This window comes from Streptomyces sp. UC4497 (assembly GCF_054871485.1).
Genome location: NZ_JBTYHB010000007.1, coordinates 250,816 through 270,872, shown reverse-complemented (window position 1 = coordinate 270,872; position 20,057 = coordinate 250,816). Strand labels below are relative to the sequence as shown.

16 protein-coding genes are annotated in these 20,057 nt (G+C 71.4%); 8 read left to right on the top strand and 8 right to left on the bottom strand.

The window, feature by feature from the left end:
* Positions 1-52: 52 nt before the first annotated feature.
* Together ACYSUO_RS13115 and ACYSUO_RS13110 are read left to right on the top strand one after the other, a co-directional pair.
* Positions 53-1,597: an alpha/beta hydrolase gene (locus ACYSUO_RS13115; protein ID WP_461776236.1), complete on the top strand. Its 1,545-nt coding sequence runs from the start codon at positions 53-55 to the stop codon at positions 1,595-1,597.
* A gap of 96 nt (positions 1,598-1,693) precedes the next feature.
* On the top strand, positions 1,694-3,316 hold the full coding sequence (locus ACYSUO_RS13110) for an alpha/beta hydrolase (RefSeq protein WP_461776235.1): 1,623 nt from the start codon (positions 1,694-1,696) through the stop codon (positions 3,314-3,316).
* Between the two features lie 88 nt (positions 3,317-3,404).
* On the opposite strand, the gene moeZ is transcribed toward ACYSUO_RS13110, so the two are convergent.
* The 7 genes from moeZ to ACYSUO_RS13075 form a co-directional block, all read right to left on the bottom strand.
* The gene (moeZ, locus tag ACYSUO_RS13105) at positions 3,405-4,583 is read right to left on the bottom strand and encodes an adenylyltransferase/sulfurtransferase MoeZ (RefSeq protein ID WP_426901229.1); all 1,179 of its coding nucleotides are present in this window, start codon (positions 4,581-4,583) and stop codon (positions 3,405-3,407) included.
* Positions 4,584-4,646: 63 nt separating this feature from the next.
* Positions 4,647-5,396 (bottom strand): spherulation-specific family 4 protein, encoded by a 750-nt coding sequence (locus ACYSUO_RS13100; RefSeq protein WP_461776234.1) that lies wholly within the window; start codon positions 5,394-5,396, stop codon positions 4,647-4,649.
* Positions 5,384-6,352, bottom strand: a complete 969-nt coding sequence (locus ACYSUO_RS13095; protein WP_426901233.1) for an NAD-dependent epimerase/dehydratase family protein — start codon at positions 6,350-6,352, stop codon at positions 5,384-5,386. The genes ACYSUO_RS13100 and ACYSUO_RS13095 overlap by 13 nt, the downstream gene beginning before the upstream one ends.
* A gap of 310 nt (positions 6,353-6,662) precedes the next feature.
* Complete coding sequence (locus ACYSUO_RS13090) at positions 6,663-8,294, bottom strand: hypothetical protein (RefSeq protein WP_461776233.1); 1,632 nt, start codon at positions 8,292-8,294, stop codon at positions 6,663-6,665.
* On the bottom strand, positions 8,291-10,372 hold the full coding sequence (locus ACYSUO_RS13085) for a DUF3492 domain-containing protein (protein ID WP_461776232.1): 2,082 nt from the start codon (positions 10,370-10,372) through the stop codon (positions 8,291-8,293). Before ACYSUO_RS13085 ends, ACYSUO_RS13090 begins: the two co-directional genes overlap by 4 nt.
* A 200-nt stretch (positions 10,373-10,572) precedes the next feature.
* On the bottom strand, positions 10,573-11,481 hold the full coding sequence (locus ACYSUO_RS13080) for a DUF3152 domain-containing protein (RefSeq protein WP_461776231.1): 909 nt from the start codon (positions 11,479-11,481) through the stop codon (positions 10,573-10,575).
* 602 nt (positions 11,482-12,083) lie between these two features.
* Positions 12,084-13,133: an alpha/beta fold hydrolase gene (locus tag ACYSUO_RS13075; RefSeq protein WP_461776230.1), complete on the bottom strand. Its 1,050-nt coding sequence runs from the start codon at positions 13,131-13,133 to the stop codon at positions 12,084-12,086.
* A 206-nt stretch (positions 13,134-13,339) separates the two neighbouring features.
* Between ACYSUO_RS13075 and ACYSUO_RS13070 the strand changes: the two genes are divergently transcribed.
* From ACYSUO_RS13070 to ACYSUO_RS13055, 4 genes are all read left to right on the top strand, one after another.
* Complete coding sequence (locus ACYSUO_RS13070; protein WP_461776229.1) at positions 13,340-13,558, top strand: hypothetical protein; 219 nt, start codon at positions 13,340-13,342, stop codon at positions 13,556-13,558.
* Between the two features lie 198 nt (positions 13,559-13,756).
* The gene (locus ACYSUO_RS13065; protein WP_267069320.1) at positions 13,757-14,398 is read left to right on the top strand and encodes a TetR/AcrR family transcriptional regulator; all 642 of its coding nucleotides are present in this window, start codon (positions 13,757-13,759) and stop codon (positions 14,396-14,398) included.
* Between the two features lie 209 nt (positions 14,399-14,607).
* Positions 14,608-14,835 carry a DUF3107 domain-containing protein gene (locus ACYSUO_RS13060; protein ID WP_326013968.1) on the top strand — a complete coding sequence of 76 codons (228 nt, stop codon included), beginning with the start codon at positions 14,608-14,610 and terminating at the stop codon, positions 14,833-14,835.
* Between the two features lie 185 nt (positions 14,836-15,020).
* Complete coding sequence (locus tag ACYSUO_RS13055) at positions 15,021-15,296, top strand: hypothetical protein (protein ID WP_461776228.1); 276 nt, start codon at positions 15,021-15,023, stop codon at positions 15,294-15,296.
* A gap of 73 nt (positions 15,297-15,369) precedes the next feature.
* Here the strand turns inward: ACYSUO_RS13055 and ACYSUO_RS13050 are convergent, their stop codons facing one another.
* Complete coding sequence (locus ACYSUO_RS13050) at positions 15,370-16,125, bottom strand: ferritin-like fold-containing protein (RefSeq protein WP_461776227.1); 756 nt, start codon at positions 16,123-16,125, stop codon at positions 15,370-15,372.
* A gap of 514 nt (positions 16,126-16,639) precedes the next feature.
* Between ACYSUO_RS13050 and ACYSUO_RS13045 the strand changes: the two genes are divergently transcribed.
* Both ACYSUO_RS13045 and ACYSUO_RS13040 read left to right on the top strand, forming a co-directional pair.
* The gene (locus ACYSUO_RS13045; RefSeq protein WP_461776226.1) at positions 16,640-19,009 is read left to right on the top strand and encodes a DEAD/DEAH box helicase; all 2,370 of its coding nucleotides are present in this window, start codon (positions 16,640-16,642) and stop codon (positions 19,007-19,009) included.
* Positions 19,010-19,090: 81 nt separating this feature from the next.
* Positions 19,091-19,966, top strand: coding sequence for an alpha/beta fold hydrolase (locus ACYSUO_RS13040; RefSeq protein ID WP_461776225.1), 876 nt, complete (start codon positions 19,091-19,093; stop codon positions 19,964-19,966).
* The last annotated feature ends 91 nt before the right edge of the window (positions 19,967-20,057 follow it).

Below are 20,057 nucleotides of genomic sequence, written 5' to 3'. Positions count from 1 at the left end.
CGCACAGCCCGCAGCCCGAGCGCCCCGCACCCCGCCGCCGCAGGATGGACGCATGCCCAATCCGTCCTGGTCCCGTACCGCTGCCCTGACCGCCGCCACCCTGCTGTCCGTCTCGCTCGCGGCGTGCGGCAGCGACACGGAGGACGACGTGGATCTTCCGTCCCAGGAGCTGAGCTGGAAGGACTGCCCCGCGCCGGCGGAGTCCCAGGGCGGCGGGGACGCGCCCTCCCCGCTTCCCGGCGGCGCGGAGTGGCAGTGCGCCACCATGAAGGCGCCGCTCGACTGGGACGAACCAAAGGGCGACACGATCGACCTGGCGTTGATCCGCGCCAAGGCGAGCGGGGACGAGGACAACCGGATCGGCTCGCTGATCTTCAACTTCGGCGGTCCCGGCGGCTCCGGGGTCACCACCCTCCCGGCCTTCGGCTCCGAGTACGCGAAGCTGCGCACCCGCTACGACCTCGTCAGCTTCGACCCGCGCGGGGTGGGCCGCAGCGCGGGCATCAAATGCGAGGACGACAAACAGCTCGACGAGTACTTCCAACAGGACTCGACGCCGGACGACACGGCGGAGCAGAAGAAGCTCGTCGACAACATCAAGACGTTCAACGACACGTGCGAGAAGAACTCCGACAAGGTCCTCCCCCACGTACGCACCACGGACGCGGCCCGCGACATGGATCTCATGCGCCAGGTCCTCGGCGACAAGAAGCTGCACTACTTCGGCATCTCCTACGGCACCGAACTGGGCGGCGTCTACGCCCACTTGTTCCCGAAGAAGATGGGCCGTGCGGTGTTCGACGGTGTCGTCGACCCCACCCAGGACCCGGAAGAAGGGGCACTCGGCCAGGCGAAGGGGTTCCAGCTAGCCCTCGACAACTACGCGAAGCACTGCACCTCCCAGGCCGAGGACTGCCCCGTCGGGGACACTCCGCAGGACGTCAAGGCCAAGATCGCCAAGCTGTTCGACGAGCTGGAGGAGAAGCCGATCCCGGGCATCTTCCCGCGCGACCTCACGCAGACCGCGGCGACCAACGGGGTCGCGCAGGCCCTGTACTCGCAGGACTTCTGGGAGTACCTGACCGAGGGCCTCCAGCAGGCCTACAACGGTGACGGCAAGATCCTCATGGCGTTGTCCGACTCGATGAACGGGCGCAACGAGGACGGCAAGTACAGCAATATCCAGGCCGCCAACATCGCCATCAACTGCGCCGACGACAAGCCCCGCTACACGGCGAAGGACGTCGAGGCGAAGCTGCCGGAGTTCCGCGAGGCGTCCTCGATGTTCGGCGACTACCTGGCCTGGGGCATGCTCAACTGCTCCGGCTGGGCCGTCGACGGGGCCGCCGAGCACCCGGACGTCAGCGCGCCCGGCTCCGCCCCGATCCTCGTCGTCGGCAACACCGGCGACCCGGCCACCCCGTACGAAGGTGCGAAGAAGATGGTCGACGCACTCGGCGAGGACGTGGGCGTCGAGTTGACGTACGACGGCGAGGGGCACGGGGCCTACGACAGCGGAAACAAGTGCGTGCACGGCGCCGTGAACACCTACCTCCTCAGCGGGAAGCCCCCGAACGAGGGAACGGTCTGCAAGTGATCTCGGAGTTGTCCACAGGCCGATTCGGATTTCTGTGGGCGCTCCTACGATGGCTTGACTGTCTTTCGAACGGGGGCAGTTGAGGGGGGAGGTGCCATGGCGGCACAGGATTCGTGTGCGCCCGCGGGTGCACGTACACGCTGGGGAAAGGCCGTCCGCGCGCTCGCCCTGGCCGCGTCCGTCGTGCTGACGGCCGGGACGGTCGCGGGTTGCAGCGGTTCGGGCGATCGCGCCGACGGAGGCGAGGCGAAGCCACCGTCGGCCTCCGCCTCACGCCCCGCCGACGTGGCGCCGGGCGGCGGCGACTCCCCCGCCCTCCCCTCGTCACTCACCGATCAGCACCTGGACTGGGGCCGTTGCCGTGCGCATGCGGGCTCGCCCGCGCCCGGCTCCGACTGGCAGTGCGCGACGCTCAAGGCGCCACTCGACTATGCCGAGCCGACCGGGCCCACGATCGACCTCGCTCTCATCCGCACCAAGGCTCGGGGTGACCGGGGCGAGCGGATCGGGCCCCTGCTGTTCAACTTCGGCGGCCCCGGCGGCTCCGGAGTGGATCTGCTGCCGGCCCTCGCCCCGCAGTACGCCGAGCTGCGTGAGCGCTACGACCTGGTGAGCTTCGATCCGCGCGGTGTCTCGGCAAGTCGCGGCCTGCGCTGTCGAAGCGACAAGGAGACGCAGGCGGCCGAGTCCCTCGACCTCACCCCTGACACCAAAGCGGAGGAGACGGCGTATCTGAAGGATGCCGTCGCGTTCGGCAAGGGCTGCAGCAAGCAGGCCGGCGCACTGCTCGCCCATGTGTCGACCACCGAGGCCGCGCGCGACATGGATCTGATGCGTCAGGCCCTCGGCGACAAGAAGCTGCACTACATGGGCGTCTCCTACGGCACCGAACTGGGCGGAATCTACGCCCACTTGTTCCCCGACAAGGTCGGTCGTCTCACCCTGGATGCCGTGGTCGACCCGACCGTTGGACGCCTCGGGCAGGCCGAGAATCAGGCCCGCGGATTCCAGCGGGCCCTCGACAACTACTTCAGGTCACGCGGCAAGGACCCCAAGGAGGGGGCACGTGAGATCGCCGCGCTCCTCAAGAAGCTCGACGAGAAACCTCTGCCGACCCCGGGCGGCCGCGAGTTGAACGAGTCGCTCGCGACGACCGGCATCGCGGTCACCCTCTACAGCGAGACCAGCTGGACCGCCCTGACGCGAGGCCTGCGGGACGCGGAGCGGGGCGACGGCACCGCCCTGCTCGCGCTCGCCGACTCGTACAACGACCGTGACGCGAGCGGGCGTTACGGCACGGCGAGCCACTCCCAGCGGGCGATCTCCTGCCTCGACGACAAGGTGCGTCCCACGGCGCGGGAGACGCAGGAGCGGCTCGCGAAGTTCCGGGAGATCTCGCCTGTGTTCGGGTCGTACATGGGCTGGGACACGGGAGGTTGGTGCCATCACTGGCCGGTCCCGGGCCAGTGGGGCGACCCGGACGTGAGCGCGCGGGGTGCGGCGCCGGTCCTTGTCGTGGGCAACACGGGCGATCCGGCGACGCCCTACGAAGGGGCCCGCCGCATGGCCGATGAGCTGGGCAAAGGCGTAGGCATCGAGCTGACGTGGAAGGGCGAGGGGCACGGGGCGTACGGCTCCGGCAGCGCCTGCGTGGACTCGGCGGTCGACGCGTATCTCCTGGAGGGGCGAATACCGCGCGACGGCAAGGTGTGCTCCTGACGGCGAGCGTCCGCCCCGAAACGACGGACGGGCCTCGCGCACAGTGCGCGAGGCCCGTCCGATCAGCTCACAGCGACCGAGCCGAGGCTCAGTAGACCGGCTTGTCCGGCTCGATCTGGTTGACCCAGCCGATGACGCCGCCGCCGACGTGCACGGCGTCCGAGAAGCCCGCGGACTTCAGCACGGCGAGAACTTCCGCACTGCGGACACCCGTCTTGCAATGCAAGACGATCTTCTTGTCCTGCGGCATGCTCTCCAGGGCCGTGCCCATGAGGAACTCGTTCTTCGGGATCAGCTTGGCGCCCGGGATGGAGACGATCTCGTACTCGTTCGGCTCGCGGACGTCGATGATCTCGATGCTCTCGCCGTCGTCGATCCACTCCTTGAGCTGCTTCGGAGTGATCGTGGCACCGGCGGCGGCCTCCTGCGCCTCATCGGAGACGACGCCACAGAAGGCCTCGTAGTCGATGAGCTCGGTGACGGTCGCGTTCGGGCCGCAGACCGCGCAGTCGGGGTCCTTGCGGACCTTGACCTGGCGGTACTGCATCTCGAGGGCGTCGTAGATCATCAGGCGGCCGACCAGCGGGTCGCCCACGCCGGCCAGGACCTTGATCGCCTCGGTGACCTGGATGGAGCCGATGGACGCGCACAGCACGCCCAGGACGCCGCCCTCGGCGCAGGAGGGGACCATGCCGGGGGGCGGGGGCTCCGGGTACAGGCAGCGGTAGCACGGACCGTGCTCGGACCAGAAGACCGAGGCCTGGCCGTCGAAGCGGTAGATGGAGCCCCACACGTACGGCTTGTTGAGCAGCACGCACGCGTCGTTGACGAGGTAGCGCGTCGCGAAGTTGTCCGTGCCGTCGACGATCAGGTCGTACTGGCTGAACATGTCCATCACGTTGTCGGCCTCGAGCCGCTCCTCGTGAAGGATCACGTTCACGTACGGGTTGATGCCGAGGACCGAGTCCTTCGCGGACTCCGCCTTGGACCGGCCGATGTCGGCCTGGCTGTGGATGATCTGGCGCTGCAGGTTCGACTCGTCGACCTCGTCGAACTCCACGATGCCGAGCGTGCCCACGCCCGCAGCGGCCAGGTACATGAGGGCCGGCGAGCCAAGGCCACCGGCGCCCACACAGAGCACCTTGGCGTTCTTCAGCCGCTTCTGCCCGTCCATCCCGACATCCGGGATGATCAGGTGGCGGGAGTACCTGCGGACCTCGTCTACGGTGAGCTCAGCAGCTGGCTCGACCAGGGGTGGCAGCGACACGGGGACTCCGTTGGTCGGTATCTACGTACGGTTGTTCAGTCTGTAACACTGCCACGCCCTCCTTCATTCCGAGACACCGCGTCCGATGCGCGAGACGATTTCGTCCCAGTAACCGGGCATGGCCTCCCAGGGGTCGGTCGAGCCGTCCCGGTCCGTGTGATCGGTGAAGTAGATCGTGCCCGCGCCCTGCCAGCGCGCGATGCGCAGCGCCTCCTCGAGGTGGCCGAGGGGCATTCCGTGGACGAAGTGGCAGAACCGCTCGTGCGGATAGTCGGCGGTCCACTCGGCGACCTGGGACCAGCGGTAGTCGCTCCAGGGGCCGGAGAAGGTCACCAACTGGTCGGCGCTCTCGGCGTATCCGGGGTACGGGTGGGTGCCGTGGTTGAACACGATGTGCGCGTCGTCGACAAGGGCGCGCAGGGTCGTGGTGGCGCGCCGGACCTCGGGGAGCGCGGCCCTCTCGGTGGGGCAGCGGTCGAAGTAGAAGCCGTCCACCTGGTACCAGTCGAGGAAGCGGTGCGCGTCGGAGACGAGTTCACCGAAGGAGCGGGCTCCGTAGATCAGGTCCAAGTGACCAAGGACACGCACCCCGGCCTGCCGAAGCCGCCCCGCCGCTTCCAGGCAGTGCTGGTCGGGGCGGGATCCGGGACCATTGGCGACGTTCAGGACAACCCAGTGCAAAGGCGTTGCGGGACGGGTGAGTTCGGCCCACTCCGCGGGTGCGACGAGGGGGTGCGCGAAACCGGGGATGCCGAAGCCGAGTCGTACGTCGGTGCTCGACAGGCCGGTCGCGGTCGGGGTCAGATACGGCATGCCGCCTCCATCCAGATGTCGGCGAGGGACTCTTCGAGGTTGATGCGGGGACGCCAGCCGAGCCGGTCGCGGGCCGTACGCACGTCGGCCTGCTGCCAACCGCCGCAGCCGTCGGGGTACGGATACGCGCTCGGCCCGGGAGGCATCCCGTGGTCTGATTCGGTTCGGGGGTGGCCTACGGATGGCCTCATCCCGACGGCGGGTCCGTCGAGTTCGTGGAGGGATCCGGCGAACCCGGCGACGCGGGCGAGCACGGCGGCGGCGTCACGCAGTCGCACGGCGCGGCCGGAGCCGATGTTGATGACGCCCTGCGCGGCGGAGAGCGACGCGGCGTGCACGGCGCGCGCCACGTCTCGTACGTCGATGAAGTCGCGCTGTGCGCCGAGACCGCCCAGCTTCAGTTCGCCGTCGCCGGCCTGCATGGCACGGCGCATCGCCTCGGCGAGCCGGCCGAGCGGGGATCCGGCCGGGGTGCCGGGCCCTGCGGGCGAGAAGACGCGCAGGACGACGGCGTCGAGGCCGGATCCGAGGACGAGTTCGGTGGCGGCGAGCTTGCTGACGCCGTACGGGCCGCCGGGCCGGGGCACCGCGTCCTCCGCGGTGGACGAGCCGGGCTGCGAGGGCCCGTACTCGGCACCGCAGCCGATCTGCACGAGCCGGGCACCACAGCCGCTGCGCCGAAGGGCCTCGCAGACGGTGGCGACGGCGACGGTGTTGTGCCGGGTGAGTTCGCGGGCGCCGCCGCGGGTGGCGCCGGCGCAGTTGATGACCACTCCGGGGTGGACGGCGTCCAGGAAGCGGGTGAGGGCGCCCGGGCTGCCGGTGGCGAGGTCGAAGCGGACGTCGGCGTCGTCGCCCCGGCCGAGCGTGGTGAGCTGCACGGCGGGGTCGGCCAGCAGGCGGTCGGTGACGAAGCGGCCCAGATACCCGTTGGCTCCGATCAGCAGAACCCTCATCGGGTGCCTCCCAGGGGTCGCGCTCCGGTCCCTCGGTGCGCTCCGAGGGCGCCGCGCACTCCGCGCGCCGCGCGCGGGGCGCACCGGTCGTGGGTTCCGCGCTGCCCGTGAGGTCCGGAGTATCCGGCGTATCCGGCGCCTCCGGGAGGAGGGGTGGTCATCTGGCGATCTCCTTATGGGGGTTGCCCTGGGTCTTCGGATGGGCCCGCGGTGTCGGCCCCGCGGGCTGCGGGTGGTCCTGGTCATCTGGCGAGTGCAGGACGCGGTGGCACGGCGCGCTCGACGGAGGCGGCGAAGCCGGGAGTGGTGGTCATGGCGCCCAGCCGATCGGGTCGTCCGCGTTCGCATGGGCGGAGGCCCGGGTCAGGGTGCGGGTGGCGTGCACGAGGAGGACGAGGGCGGCGACGGCGCAGGCGACCGTCGGCACGACGCCTGTGCCGATCGCGTCGACCGCGGTCTCGACGGGCAGGCCCAGGACGTCGCAGCCGGGCAGCCGTGCGGCGAAGACCGTGGCGACGGCCAGGACTTCGACGGCGACGGCGGCGCCCAGCGCGACGGCGGGGGCGTGCGTACGCCGATGGGCGGCGAGGAGGCGGGCGAGCAGCAGCAGAACGCCCAGGGCGCCCACTCCGGCGTAGTCCACCTTCTCGTCGAGTACGACCCCGGCCGACACGAGGAGCGCGACGAGGGCGAGTGCGAACAGGGCGACGGCCCCGAGGAGCAACGGCCTTACAGAGGAGGCGAATTCGGCGAGTCCGCGGCTCGTGGCGAGGCGGCGGCGCGCTCCGCCCGAGAAGAGCTGGGCGCACCAGGTGGCCGGTGCCACGGCGACGGCGAGCGCGACCAGCGGCGCGGTCGCGGGGGCCCAGGGCTCGTCGGGCCCGCCCGCGAGCGCGGCCTCGAGGAGGCCGTCGCCGAGGAGCGCGTAGGCGAGCAGCCAGCAGGACCAGAGCCGGGCCGAGGGGGCGGAGAGGCCGTCGACCGCGCGCAGCGGCCCGTGGCGCAGCGTCGCGCGCAGGGCGACGAGGGTGGCGAGCACACCGACGAGGCCGGTGGCCAGGCGCGGGGTGCCCGACGTGGCGTGCAGGCCGAACAGTGTGAGCGCGCAGACGGCGCCCGGCAGCAGCGCGAGCCCGGCCCACAGGCCGCGCCTGCCCTGGGCGGGTCCGGAAACCTCGACGACGGACTCGTACGGGTCGGCGTCCCTCGACGCGCGGGCGTACATCTCCTCGGCGAGCGAGAACACGTCCTTGTGGCGGAAGCGCGCGGCGGTCCTGTCGGTGACGCCGTGGGCCTCAAGACCCGCGGCGATCTCCAGGGGGTCGACGGCCCGCTCGCACAGGTCACGGTGCCGGTGCATCAGCCCCTTGACCGGGTCGGCACCGGAACGGCGGTGTGCGGGGCGGGAGGTGGCTCCGCGGGGATCGGCGTCCCGGGCGTCGGCGTCGCGCGGACCGACGATCCGGGCGACATCGGCGCGGTGGTCGGCTTCCGTACGGGATTCGTCGTCACGGGAATCGGCGTCACGGGAGTCGGCGCTGCGGGAATCGATAGCGCTGATGTCGGCACCACCGCCCGCTCCATCGCCACCCGCACCCGCAGCTCCAGCACGACCCCGGACACCGTCCTCGTCCTCAAGAACGGACGACCGCCACGCAGCGGGATCACGCAGCAATCCCACATCCAGGTCCTCCAGGTCCTCCGGGACCTCCAGGTCGACCTGCTCCGTGGCGGTCGGGTCGCCGCCCACCTCCCCGCCACCGTCGGCGTCGCCAGCACCGCCACCGTCGGCACCGCCACCGCGCGTGCCCAGCGCCTCCGCCGACCCGGCGCCCCACGCTCCGGCGCTCACCGGTACTCGGGGCGCATCGGCGTCGCCCCCGGTATCGGTGGCGCCGAACGCGGCACGCTCACTCGTGCGTTCGCTGATACGCCCGGTCATCCGTCCGCCTTCCCGCAGCCCTGTGTCATCCCGGCCAACTGCTCCCGCGCTCCGCCATCCGCTCCCCAACTGGTCCCGGCAGCCCCGCCCGAGCGCCCGGCCAGCCACGCGCCGCCCCGGTCACCCGTGCTCTGCGTGGTCCAGCGGCCCGGCACATGGGCTTCCGGCGGGTAGGCGAACGGCAAGGGGGCGCCCGCGTCGTCGACGACGTCCCGGCGTACCGGGCAGCGCGAGACGATCTCCAGGTAAATGCTGTGAAATGCCGCGATGTTCTGTTCGGTGGTGAACAGCTCGAGGGCGCGCGCCCGTGCCGCCGCGCCGAGCCGTTCGCGCCGCGCGGGGTCGCGCAGCAGCGCCACGCACGCCTCGGCGAGCGCGCGGGGATTGCGCGGCGGCACCACGAGCCCCGTGCCACCGATCACCTCGACGACGGCGCCCGCGTCCGTGGACACCGTCGCGCGCCCGCAGAACATGGCCTCGACCAGACTGATCGGGAAGCCTTCGACGACGCTGGACAGGACGACGACGCCGCAGGAGCCGTAGACATCGGCGAGGTCGGGGGCCTCGGGGGCGCCCAGCTCCTCGAAGGAGACGGGGTTCTCGCCCACGGCGTGGATCCCCTCCGCCTCGTCCGGGAAGAGCTGCGCGGCGAGGGCCTTGCAGTGCCCGAGGTACAGCGCGGCCTCACGGTCCGCCGCAAGATCCGAGGCGTCCGCCCCACCGCCGCCGTGCCCACCGCTCGCCCTCGCGGAGACGAACCCGTCGGCCGGCCAGCCGCCACCGTCCACGAAACCGGCGCCCGCTCCGGCACCCGGAACCGATCCCGCCTCCGGCACCCCCACGATGCGCAGCCGGGCCTTCGGCTCTTCCTTGCGGATCTCGGCGAACGCGTGCAGCAGGGAGATCAGGTCCTTGGAGGGGTCGATGCGCCCGACCCAGACGAGGGTGTCCGGGTCGCCAGGACCTTCCCGCTCGCCCACCTCGGCGAAGTGGCCGGCGTCCATGCCGGGGTGAATGGTGCGCAGCTTGGCGCGGTCGGCACCGCACCGCTCCTGCCAGCGCCGCGCGTGCGCGTTTCCGGGAGTGATCACGGCGGCCTGCCGGTAGACCTCGGCGGCGAGCCGACCGTGGAAGGCGGCGAGGAGCGCGCGCACCGGCGCGCTCAACTCGGCGTCGCCCGCGGCGATGTACCGGGCCCTGAGCTGCACGCCGTACTCCGTGACGAGCAGCGGCACCCCGTAGAAGTGCTTGGCGATCAGGCCGGGCAGAGCGGCCGCGCCACCGGAGGCCGCATGGCAGAGATCGACGGACGCGAGCCCGCCCCCTCCGGACAGCCCCGTAGAAAAACCCGACCCCGACCCCGAACCCGAAGACAAAGATGAAGCTGAAGAAGAAGCCGACGACACACCCGACGCCGCCGAAGCCGCCGACACCGACCCCGCCCCGACCCCAGACGTCTCCCCCGCCGCCGAACCCGCCGAGTGGCCGGAGGCCGAAGCCTCGAACCCGGACCCGTCCTCGTACCAGTCCAGGGACAGCGGCCGCAGCTCACGCTCCACGTGTGCGGCGAAGGAGAGCAGATCGGGCACGCGGGCCGCGCGTACGGCGCGGAGTGCGCCCGGCGCACGGCAGGCGCGCTCCAGGATGCGCACGGCAGCCTCGGAACGCAGGGAGATGCCGAGATCGCCTTCGTCGCGGGCGAGTTCGGCAAGCCCGTACAACGCGTTGGCGAAACGGTCCGCCTCGCTCAACCCCAGGTCATCCGATGTCGCGCCGGCCGACACCACGGCCTCGACCAGCTCCCGGTACAGCGCGGCGAACCGGCGCCGGGCCCGCCGCCCGAACGTGCCGTCGCGCGCGCCGCTCTCGCTCCCGGCCGCCCACATCGGCGCGGTCCGCACACGCATGACCTGAGGCGGCAGTTCGAGCCACCCCGCGTCCTCCTGCTGCTGGCTGGTGGCGAGCGCGTAGATGTCGAACTCGTGCTGCTCGAGCCCGCGCACAAGCCGGTCGCACCAGAGTCTGGCCTCACCGTTCACATACGGATAGCCACCCTCGGTAAGCATTCCGATGCGCACGCGCACACCCCCGATCTCCCGTACAGGGAGCCGCCGTTGGATTAGCGGCTCGCAGCGGGACGAACGTATGCGGACATGCCGGTGGCATGATGGACGGTTGTCCATCACGCCACCAAAAGGGGTGAACGGGCGTAACTTTCCCGCACGCGCGACGTTTGGTCGCGCTAAGAGATCAAGCGACTACGGATAGCTACGTAGCGTCAACCCTTGGGAAAGGCCCAGGGGTTGGGCTTGCACGTGATCCCGCCGGATTTCAGGAACTTGGTCTGCTGTTGCATGACCGGCGCGAGCGAGCCGTTCTGCGAGCAGGTCACGTGATTGAAGCCGAGCCGGTGCCCGACCTCGTGGTTGATGAGCATCTGCCGGTACGGGTGGATGGCGGTGTCGCCGAGCACGTCGTCGTACGTCTTCGAGCCCTGGGCCCACCGATACGCGTTGATCATCACGCGGTCGGTGGCGGCAGAGTCGCACGACACGTTGTCCTGCGTCGTGTCGAGGCCCGACTTCGCACACCAGTCGGCCGTCGTGCCCGGGCTCGCGAGCGTGATCACGAAATCCGGCCTCCCGGAGGAGACCCGCTCGAAGGTGCGGGCGTTGTCGTGGGCCCAACTCCGCTTGTCGTTCAGAGTCTTCTGCACCGCCTGCGCGAACAGCGACCCGTCGAGCCCGAGCCCCTTCTCCACGTCGACGCGGTAGCGGAACTTCTGCCCGCTGCCCGGCGCCTTGTCGTCCCCCGGGATCGTCGTGAACGCACCGGAGGCCTTCAGATCCGTCGCGAGCGGGTACTTCTTGGCCATCTTCTGCCCGTACGTCGCCGGGGCGGCCTGCGCCGTCTCCTTCGGGGCGGGCCGTTCGTCCGTACGCGAGGCGGAGCCGCCGCCCGGGCGACTGCCCTTGGCGGACTGCGCCTGAGCGCCGTGCGCGGAGCCGCCGCCCCTGTCGGCGACCTGCCCCGCGACGACCACGGCGAGCACGGTGGTGACGGCCGCGGCGGCGATGCCCGTGAAGGTCATGCCCCGGCCACGCTTCTCGCGCCCACCGCCGGACTCGGCCGACGTCCGGTCCTGGTCCTCCGGCGGCGCGGGCGGCTCGGCGTCCCACTCCGTCACGCGCGCGTACGGGTCCGTACCCGCGGGGGCCTCGAAACTCGCGGAGGCGCTACCCGAAGAGGCGTTACCCACGGGGACGTTGAAACCCGCAGGAGAAGGAGCAGGGGCAGGAGCATCGAACGCATCGATGTAGTCCTGCCGCGGGTGCCCCTGATCCGGCGCACCCCGATCCGGCGCACCCTGACCCCGTGCGCCCTGATCCGGCGCGCCCTGTCCCGCTCGCTCCTGCCGTGGCCGCGGCCCCGGCAACGCCGAATCGGCGGGACCCGTCACACCGTGCTCGGGCCCGCGCGCCGACGCGACGGGGCCCGCGACCCGCGGCATGGACGCGCCCCAGCCGCCGCCCGGCTCCCGCGGCTCGGGATGGCCGCCACGCACCGGCCCGGCCCCCTGACGCGCGGACGTGTGCCCCGGGAAGGGGGGACGTCCGGACGCCGACGGCGGAGCCAGCGCAGGCGGAGCCTCCGCGGGCCCCCTTCGCCTGCGCCCGGTACCCACGCCCGGCCGGGGCGGGGTATGCGCTTCAGTCTCCAGCTGTACGTCGACAGCGTCCTCTGTGCCGTCTGCCGATCCTCGGCGGCTATGCCGTCCCACAGGCCGCCTCAGCTCCCCAATGTCGTGTGGTCGTCGGTGCCGGACGCGTCACTCGCGGCGTCACCGGCACTACTGGCGCTCCCGCGCCTCTTGTTCAACGCTTCGGTGTCGGCGAGGAGTTCCCGGAACGCCGTCGCGACCGTCCTCGGGTACTCCATCATCGCGACATGCCCCGCGTCCGGGAGCGTGAGCAGCCTCGAGTCCCGGAAGGCACGTGCCGCGCGGGCCGCCATCCGGTACGAGACCAGCAGATCACGCCCTCCGTAGATGAGCTGCGTCGGTGCGAGCACCCGCTCGGCCTGCCGCCAGAGGCCGTGCTGCCCGCCGAGCGTATAGGCGTTCACGACACCGCGCGCGGAGCGGGCCATCGCGTCCCAGAAGTACGGCAGTTGGAGCCGCCGCTCCATTTCCTCGACGGCCACCCTGAAGCCCTCGGGCGTGACCCGGTTCGGGTCTCCGTAACAAAGGGCCATGACGCCGCGCACCCGCTCCTCGGGCGTCCACTCCTTCGTCAGGCGCGTGAAGAGCGGGGCGACGCCGGGCACCGCGAGCAGACCGGTCGGCAGGGCGGTGCGCTGCACCCGGATCTCCGGCAGCGCGGGCGACACCAGGGTCAGCGTGCGGACGAGATCGGGGCGCGCGGCGGCCACGCGCGTGGCGACGGCTCCGCCCAGCGAGTTCCCGAAGAGGTGCACGGGGCCGCGCCCCTGCGCGTCGAGATAACGGATGACCGCGCGCGCGTGCCCGGTCACCGAGTAGTCGCCGTCGTCCGGTGGCGGCGAGTCGCCGAACCCCGGCAGGTCGACCGCCTCCCCGTCGACGGTGTCCTCGAGCAGCGGCATCAGCGCCGACCAGTTCTGCGAGGAGCCGCCGAGCCCGTGCACGTACAGCGCGGGCGGCAGCCCCTCGTACGCTCCGGGACGGGCCCGGACCGACAGCGTCAGGCCGGGGAGCCCGACCGATCGCAAGTGCTCCCCCTCCGCGACTTCGACGGCGCCCGGCGTGGGCGTCGCGGCGGCGATGACGGCAGGCACGCGCGGCGACTCGGTCGAAGACATGCGACATATGTTACGAGACGATCACGCAGTGGATCGCGTGTTCGCTGTCACAGATCCAAACGCGCACGGCCGGGCGGAATCGCTCAGGAAGCCCCTGCGGCACTCAAGGGATCCACAAAAGGTCGCATAGCGCCCCGATCAGGTGTCTCCTACGCTCGAATCAGGGCACCCGCCCACGCACGGACATGTGAGGAAGGGAGCCATCGATGACCGTCGACCCGAGCGACCCCGAGACCTTCGCGGAGCACCGCCCCGCCGAGGCGGGCGTGGAGACACCCGAGGCCGACAGCGCGGAGCAGCACACGGACCTCGCGCCCGAGCTGGACGACGATCCGGACGCGGCGGCCGACCCGGACAGCGCGAACGAGGCGGACCGGGCGGAGCAGGCCCGCGTTGTCGCGATCGACGAGGACGACTACAGGTGAGACGAGTACGACTACCGGTGAGCGGTGCGCCACGATCCACCCATTTGTGACCACAGATGTGACATCGGGCTCACTACATGCGGTTTTCACAGCAGTCCGGTCCGTGAAATTCTGCGCTCGCACCGCGCACATCAGGGTTACCCAAAAGTACGATGGCGTCGCGGCGCACACCGCGCACGGACAATCTTGGGAGGCGGCGTGACAGCCATCGAGCAGACGGAGGCAGCGCGCCCCAAGGGCACACGCCTGCCGCGCCGTGCCCGACGCAATCAACTTCTGGGCGCTGCCCAGGAGGTTTTTGTCGCGCAGGGGTACCACGCGGCCGCGATGGACGACATCGCCGAGCGGGCCGGCGTCAGCAAGCCGGTGCTCTACCAGCACTTTCCCGGCAAGCTCGAGCTCTACCTGGCGCTGCTCGACCAGCACTGCGAGTCCCTGCTGCAGTCGGTCCGCACGGCGCTCGCCTCCACGACGGACAACAAGCAGCGCGTCGCGGCGACCATGGACGCCTACTTCGCGTACGTGGAGGACGAGGGCGGCGCGTTCCGGCTCGTCTTCGAGTCCGACCTGACGAACGAGCCGGCGGTGCGCGAGCGCGTCGACCGGGTCAGCCTGCAGTGCGCCGAAGCGATCTCGGACGTGATCGCGGAGGACACGGGCCTGTCCAAGGACGAGTCGATGCTTCTCGCGACGGGCCTCGGCGGCGTCTCGCAGGTCGTCGCGCGCTACTGGCTGTCCAGCTCGAGCCCGGTCGAGCGCGACACGGCGGTGCAATTGCTGACGTCGCTCGCCTGGCGCGGCATCGCGGGCTTCCCGCTGCACGGCGCAGAGCAGCACTGAGCACGCGCCCGACTCGGTACGCGCCCGCGCGCACGCTGAGCGCGCGCCTGCGCGCACACGGCCCGAGCACACGGCTCACTTTGTTCCCGTCCGGCTGTTCGCTCTTGGCGTGCAGCCGTGGCGCCGGGAGTCTCGCCTGGCCGGGCTAATCTTTGCTGGGTACGGCGCGGTCTTCCGCGCACATCACGGATCGTCGGAGGGACAAGGCCGTGGAGGTCAAGATCGGCGTGCTGCACACGCCTCGCGAGATCGTTCTGGAGAGCGACCAGTCCGCCGAGGAGGTCGAGAGCGCGGTGTCCGCGGCGCTGTCCGGCAAGTCCCAACTCCTCTCCCTGAAGGACGAGAAGGGCCGCAAGGTCCTGGTCCCCGCCGAGCGCCTCGCGTATGTCGAGCTCGGCGAACCGTCGGCGCGGAAGGTGGGCTTCGGCCCGCTGTAGAGCTTCCCGGAAGGGACGCGCGGACAGACCGTGAAAGGCCTGATGGCATAGCTGCCATCAGGCCTTTTGCATGTTCACAGCGAGCGCACAGACGATCCCGGCGGGGAGGGTTGCAGCCGGGGGGCCAGGGGTAGACCGGCTACGTCCGAAGTGCACCCAACGGCCGCGCGGGAGGTATCCGCACCATGCTTCTCGAAGCTCTCGGCTCCGTACTGCTCGGCATGGCACTCGCCCTCGGGGCGGGCCATCGCCTGCCGCACAGGCTGCCGTCACGCACGCTCGTGCTGCCGACCGGCATCGCGGGCGCCCTGTTCGGGGCGTTCGTCACCCACAGCGCGCTGGGTCCGGGTCATGCGATCGCCACGCTCGTGGGCGCGGTCGCGATGTCCGTGGCCCTGCTCTCGCTGCTGCTGCGCCCCACCCGGGGCAGAGCGCGGCAGCAGCTGACTCCGTACGCGTAGACGAAGCGGAAGCGGAAGCGGCAGAACAGCAGCAACCAGAAACCCGCAAGAAGCGGAAGAACCGAAGGCGTCGTCAGGCGGCGAGGCCGAGTGCTGCCATCCGCTTGGTGTGCGCCTCGGTGATCCGCGAGAACATCTTGCCGACCTCGGCCAGGTCGAAGCCGTCGGCCACGCCCCCGACCAGCATGGTCGACAGCGCGTCCCGGTCCGCGACCACCCGCTGCGACTGCGAGAGCGCCTCCCCCATGAGGCGTCGCGCCCAGAGCGCGAGCCGGCCGCCCACGCGCGGGTCGGCCTCGATCGCGGCGCGCACCTTCTCGATGGCGAACGACGCGTGGCCGGTGTCGTCGAGCACGGCGAGGACGAGGGAGCGGCTGTCCGAGTCGAGGCGGGCCGCGACCTCGCGGTAGAAGTCCGACGCGATCGAGTCGCCGACGTACGCCTTGACCAGGCCCTCGAGCCAGTCCGACGGGGCGGTCTGACGGTGGAAGCCGTCGAGGGCGCCGACGAACGGGTCCATCGCCGCGGTCGGCTCCACGCCGATCTCCGAGAGGCGGTCGCGCAGCTGCTCGAAGTGGTGGAACTCGGCGGAGGCCATCTTGGCCAGCTCCGCCTTGTCGGCCAGCGTGGGCGCCAGCTTCGCGTCCTCGGCGAGCCGCTCGAACGCCGCCAGCTCCCCGTACGCGAGCGCGCCCAGCAGGTCGACGACGGCGGCGCGATAGTTCTCGTCCGCGGACGCGGTGGCCCAGTCCTGGGCAGCGATACCGGTGAGCCCGGAGGTTGCTTCGGCGGTCGGCGTGGCGTTGTCAGGCGTCTCCATGAAGCGCACAATAGCCCGCTCTCCGCGTCGCGGAAGTCCCTGGTCAATGAGTGTGACGACGGCTACGTGACCCATTCGGCCATCGCACATGCGCGAATCCGGGGTATGGTGGTAAAGAGCCCGCCGAGAGCAAGGCGCCTCCAAGGCGCCTGTGCGCACTTCGGACGGGCCTCATGAATGAGGATGCCCGGTCGGAGGCCCGATCGGCTCCGACCCGACAGCCCTCCGGGTCGTACGTCACAAGGCGTACGAATCTGAGGAGGGGCCCTCAGCGGCACGAGCGCTCGAGCGTCGGCAGTGGTCCCGCGCCATCCGGTCCACCCGATCCCCGCAGACCGCGGCTCGAGTCCGGTGTACCAGACCGGCACGGTCACGACCCCCGCGTTCGCCTCGCGCCGCACCTCACAGAAGAGGCAACACCCTGACTACGCAGACTTCGACTTTCCGTCAGCTCGGCATTCTTTCCGAGACCGCGGAGGCCCTTGAGGCCGTCGGCATCATCAACCCCTTTCCCATCCAGGAGATGACCCTCCCCGTAGCCCTCTCGGGCTCGGACGTCATCGGCCAGGCCAAGACCGGTACGGGCAAGACCCTCGGTTTCGGCCTCCCGCTCCTGGAGCGCGTCACCGTCCCCGCGGACGTCGAGGCGGGCCGGGCCACGCCCGAGCAGCTGACCGACGCCCCCCAGGCCCTCGTCGTCGTTCCGACGCGCGAGCTGTGCCAGCAGGTGACCAATGACCTCCTGACCGCCGGCAAGGTGCGCAATGTGCGCGTCCTCGCCATATACGGCGGGCGTGCGTACGAGCCCCAGGTCGAGGCCCTCAAGAAGGGCATCGACGTCGTCGTCGGTACGCCCGGCCGACTGCTCGACCTGGCCGGCCAGAAGAAGCTGAACCTCTCGCACGTCAAGGCGCTCGTCCTCGACGAGGCCGACGAGATGCTCGACCTGGGCTTCCTGCCCGACGTCGAGAAGATCATCAACATGCTTCCGGCGAAGCGTCAGACGATGCTGTTCTCGGCGACCATGCCGGGCGCCGTCATCGGCCTGGCCCGCCGCTACATGTCGCAGCCCACGCACATCCGCGCCGCCGCGCCGGACGACGAGGGCAAGACGGTCGCGAACACCAAGCAGCACGTCTACCGCGCGCACAACATGGACAAGCCCGAGATGGTCTCGCGCATCCTGCAGGCCGACGGCCGCGGGCTCGCGATGATCTTCTGCCGTACGAAGCGGACCGCCGCGGACATCGCCGAGCAGCTGCAGAAGCGCGGCTTCGCCTCCGGCGCCGTGCACGGCGACCTCGGGCAGGGCGCGCGCGAGCAGGCGCTGCGCGCGTTCCGCAACGGCAAGGTCGACGTGCTCGTGTGCACCGACGTCGCCGCGCGCGGTATCGACGTCGAGGGCGTCACGCACGTCATCAACTACCAGTCCCCCGAGGACGAGAAGACGTACCTGCACCGCATTGGCCGCACCGGCCGCGCGGGCGCCAAGGGCATCGCGATCACCCTCGTCGACTGGGACGACATCCCGCGCTGGCAGCTGATCAACAAGGCGCTCGAGCTGGACTTCAACGACCCGGTCGAGACCTACTCCTCGTCCCCGCACCTCTACGAGGAGCTCAACATCCCGGCCGGCACCAAGGGTGTCCTGCCGCGCTCGGAGCGCACGCGCGCCGGGCTCGGGGCCGAGGAGATCGAGGACCTGGGCGAGACCGGTGGCCGCGGGGCGTCGTCCTCGCGCGGCAGCCGTGGTGGTCGAGGCGACCGCGACCGTGACCGTGATCGGGACCGCGAGCAGCGCGAACAGCGCGAGCGCCCGGCGCGCACGCCGCGCCGCCGTCGCCGCATGCGCGGTGGCGAGCCGGTCGGCGCCGGGGAGGCCACGACGGCCGCACCCGCGTCCGCTCCGACGTCCGTTCCCGCTCCCGCGGAGGAGTCCACCGAGCCGCGCACCCCGCGCCGTCGCCGCCGTACGCGCGGTGGCGCAGGCGCCCAGTCGGTCGCGCCGGTGGCCCCCGCCGCCGAGGCGGTCGTGGAGACGGTCGAGGCGGAGATCCCCGCCCAGCCGCGTCGCCGTACGCGCAAGAAGGCCGAGGCCGTCGTCGAGACGGTGGAAGCCGTGCCGGCGGCCGCTGAGCCGGAGCAGGCCGAGCCGAAGGCGAAGCCCGCGCGCACCCGCAAGAAGGCGGAAGCCGCGGTCGACACGGCCGAGACCGCTGAGGTCGCCGAGGCCAAGCCCGCTACGCGGACCCGCACTCGCAAGAAGGCGGAGGCCGCGGTCGACACCGTGGAGGCCACCGAGGCCAAGCCCGCCACGCGCACGCGCACCCGTAAGAAGGCCGAGCCCGTCGTCGAGACCGCCGAAGCGGCCGAGGCGACCGAGACGAAGCCGCGTCGTACGCGCAAGAAGGCCGAAGCCGCCGTCGACACCGTCGAGGCGACCGAGGCCAAGCCGGCGCGTACGCGCAAGAAGGCCGAGCCCGTCGCCGAGGCGGCGGACGCGAGCGAGGCGAAGCCGGCCCGCACGCGGACGCGGAAGAAGGCGGAGGCCGCGGTCGACACCGCGGAGGCCGCTGAAGCCAAGCCCGCCACGCGCACCCGCACCCGCACCCGAAAGAAGGCCGAGCCCGTCGTCGAGACCGCCGAAGCGGCCGAGGCGACCGAGGCAAAGCCGCGTCGTACGCGCAAGAAGGCCGAAGCCGCCGTCGACACCGTCGAGGCGACCGAGGCCAAGCCGGCCACGCGGACCCGGACCCGTAAGAAGGCCGAGCCCGCCGCCGAGACCGCCGAGGCGAAGCCCGCGCGGACCCGGAAGAAGGCCGAGCCCGTCGCCGAGGCGACCGAGGCGAAGCCGCGTCGTACGCGCAAGAAGGTCGCGGCCCCCGAGGCCTGATCCGTCCACGGCGAAAGGCCCGGATCCCGCTGCTGCGGGGCCCGGGCCTTCGTTGTCGGTGGCTGCGCGTAATCTCGGCACATGAGCAGGCCCGCGACCTTCACCCCGCCGCCCGGCACCCGTGCGCACCGCCTCCGCACCGCCCGGGGCGACTTCGCCGCGCTCACCGGCGAGCCGGCCGACGGACCGGTCCGGGGCACCGCCCTGTTGCTGCCCGGCTTCACGGGCAGCAAGGAGGACTTCATCGAGCTGCACGCCCCGTTGAGCGCGGCCGGTTACCGGACCGTCGCCGTGGACGGCCGCGGGCAGTACGAGTCGGAAGGCCCGAAGGACGACGAACGGCCTTACCGGCAGCGGGAGTTGGCGCGCGACGTGCTCGCGCAGGTGGCGGCGCTCCAGGCCGACGCGGGAGCCGGCCGGGTGCATCTGCTGGGCCACTCGCTCGGCGGGCTCGTCGCGCGCGCGGCGGTCATCGAGGACCCCGCCCCGTTCGCCTCGCTCACGCTGATGTCCTCGGGCCCCGCCGCCGTCGCACAGCCCCAGCAGGAGCGCGCCAAGCTGCTCCAGGACGCCCTCGCCGCGCTCGACATGGCGCAGGTGTGGGAGGCGATCCAGGGCCTGGACGCGCCCGAGGACGCCGCCGACCTCCGCGGTGACGGCGAGGATCTGCGCCGCCGCTGGATGCGGAACAGCCCGGCCCAGCTCATCGCCACGGCGGGGCAGCTGCGCACGGAGCCGGACCGGGTCGACGAGCTCGCGGCGCTCGGCCTCGCGATACATGTGCTGTCCGGCGAGCGGGACGACACCTGGCCCGTGCCGCTCCTCGACGACATGGCGGCGCGGCTCGGCGCGGAGCGCACCGTCGTCGCCGGGGCCGAGCACTCCCCCAATACCGACCGGCCGGGGGCCACGGCCGCCGCCCTCGCCGCCTTCTGGGACCGCCACCCGGCGGCGTAGCGCAGCACCTCACGAGCCCCTCGCGGCCCTGCTGACGCACGAGTAATTAGCCGCTCGAAAAATTTCCTTAGCGTAGGGAATGTTTGCAGCG

Bases quoted from the DNA above. Each gene is read 5' to 3' on its own strand.
- ACYSUO_RS13055 (WP_461776228.1), top strand. From the start codon at position 15,021: ATGCTTCTCGAAGCTCTCGGCTCCGTACTGCTCGGCATGGCACTCGCC.
- ACYSUO_RS13045 (WP_461776226.1), top strand. From the start codon at position 16,640: ATGACCCTCCCCGTAGCCCTCTCGGGCTCGGACGTCATCGGCCAGGCC.
- ACYSUO_RS13070 (WP_461776229.1), top strand. From the start codon at position 13,340: ATGACCGTCGACCCGAGCGACCCCGAGACCTTCGCGGAGCACCGCCCC.
- ACYSUO_RS13090 (WP_461776233.1), bottom strand. From the start codon at position 8,294: ATGACCGGGCGTATCAGCGAACGCACGAGTGAGCGTGCCGCGTTCGGC.
- ACYSUO_RS13040 (WP_461776225.1), top strand. From the start codon at position 19,091: ATGAGCAGGCCCGCGACCTTCACCCCGCCGCCCGGCACCCGTGCGCAC.
- ACYSUO_RS13115 (WP_461776236.1), top strand. From the start codon at position 53: ATGCCCAATCCGTCCTGGTCCCGTACCGCTGCCCTGACCGCCGCCACC.
- ACYSUO_RS13100 (WP_461776234.1), bottom strand. From the start codon at position 5,396: ATGCCGTATCTGACCCCGACCGCGACCGGCCTGTCGAGCACCGACGTA.
- ACYSUO_RS13110 (WP_461776235.1), top strand. From the start codon at position 1,694: ATGGCGGCACAGGATTCGTGTGCGCCCGCGGGTGCACGTACACGCTGG.
- ACYSUO_RS13095 (WP_426901233.1), bottom strand. From the start codon at position 6,352: ATGAGGGTTCTGCTGATCGGAGCCAACGGGTATCTGGGCCGCTTCGTC.
- ACYSUO_RS13075 (WP_461776230.1), bottom strand. From the start codon at position 13,133: ATGTCTTCGACCGAGTCGCCGCGCGTGCCTGCCGTCATCGCCGCCGCG.